Origin of the sequence: Dietzia sp. UBA5065, assembly GCA_002415925.1 — a bacterium.
Classification (GTDB): domain Bacteria; phylum Actinomycetota; class Actinomycetes; order Mycobacteriales; family Mycobacteriaceae; genus Dietzia.
This window is the reverse complement of the sequence record DIAZ01000067.1, coordinates 7684-9391: the sequence shown is the minus strand read 5'-3', so window position 1 is coordinate 9391 and position 1708 is coordinate 7684. Positions and strand designations below refer to the sequence as shown.

General features: G+C 65.0%; 1 protein-coding gene. It reads left to right on the top strand.

Annotated features, from left to right (window positions below):
- Positions 1–290: 290 nt before the first annotated feature.
- A partial coding sequence (gene glnA / locus B4M60_RS05025; RefSeq protein WP_291080888.1) for a type I glutamate--ammonia ligase occupies positions 291–1708 on the top strand: 1418 nt, incomplete at its 3' end.

The window sequence follows — 1708 nt, the reverse complement described above, 5'->3', positions numbered from 1 at the left end:
CGGAGCACCGACGTCCCGAAGAAGAGCACCGCGAGGCCCATGGAGACCGCCCAGTCGGCCACCAGCGCCGCGATGCGACGGCCCCAGGTGGCCAGGGAACCCCGTCCGACGGCGGGCAACCCCAGGGTGGCCCCCGGATATGTCTCAGCAGGCGTACTCATCGGGGCGAGCGTACCGGGGTGGGTGTTACATGGCTGAAACATGGACGCAACTGACCGGAAATGCCCGGTCCGTAGGTTGGTCCGTGAAGCCACCACCGCATCTCGGTGGGACAAGCCTGTGGAGGAAGAATGTTCAAGAGCGCCGACGAGTTGTTGGCCTACGTGAAGAACGAGGGCATCGAGAACATCGATGTTCGGTTCTGCGACCTGCCTGGTGTCATGCAGCACTTCACCGTGCCTGCGGCCACCTTTGGTCCGGAGGTTTTCGAGGACGGTCTGTCGTTCGACGGTTCCTCCATCCGCGGGTTCCAGAAGATTCACGAGTCCGACATGACCTTGATGCCGGACCCGACGACGGCTTACGTCGATCCGTTCCGCGCCTCCAAGACGCTGAACGTGAACTTCTTCGTCCATGACCCCCTCACCAAGGAGGCCTACAGCCGCGACCCGCGCAACATTGCGCGCAAGGCCGAGGCGTACCTCCGCTCCACCGGCATCGGCGACACCGCCTACATGGGCCCCGAGGCCGAGTTCTACGTGTTCGACTCCGTGCGGTTCGAGACGAAGGCCAACGCCGGGTACTACCACATCGATTCCGAGGCTGGCGCCTGGAACTCGGGCACCGAAACCGAGCGGGGCGGCGACGCCAACCGCGGCTACAAGGTCAAGTACAAGGGCGGCTACTTCCCGGTGGCACCTGTCGACCACTTCGGTGACCTCCGCGACGTCATGGTGAAGCACCTGCAGGACGTGGGCATCGTCGTCGAGCGTGCGCACCACGAGGTCGGCACCGCCGGCCAGTCTGAGATCGCGACCCGCTTCGATTCGCTGCTCAACGCCGCCGACAACCTGATGAAGTACAAGTACATCGTCAAGAACACCGGCTGGGAGGCGGGCAAGACCGTCACGTTCATGCCGAAGCCGATCTTCGGTGACAACGGTTCGGGCATGCACGTCCACCAGTCCATCTGGGAAGGCGGCAAGCCGCTCTTCGCCGACGAGGCTGGCTACGGCGGCCTGTCGGACCTGGCTCGTTGGTACGTGGGCGGCCTGCTGCACCACGCCCCCTCGCTGCTGGCGTTCACGAACCCGACGGTGAACTCCTACCACCGCCTGGTGCCGGGCTTCGAGGCTCCGGTCAACCTGGTCTACTCGAGCCGCAACCGCTCGGCCTGCATCCGCATCCCGATCACCGGCCCGAACCCGAAGGCCAAGCGCATCGAGTTCCGCTGCCCCGACCCGTCGGCCAACCCGTACCTCGCGTTCGCGGCCATGCTGCTCGCCGGTCTGGACGGCATCCAGAACAAGATCGAGCCCCCGGCCCCGGTCGACAAGGACCTCTACGAGCTGCCCCCGGACGAGCACGCGACCATCAACACGGTCCCCGGCTCCCTCGGCGAAGTTCTGGACGCCCTTGAGAAGGACCACGACTACCTGCTCGCAGGCGACGTGTTCACCTCCGATCTCATCGAGACCTGGATCGACATGAAGCGCGACGACATCGACGCGATCCGTCTTCGTCCGCACCCGCACGAGTTCGAGATGTA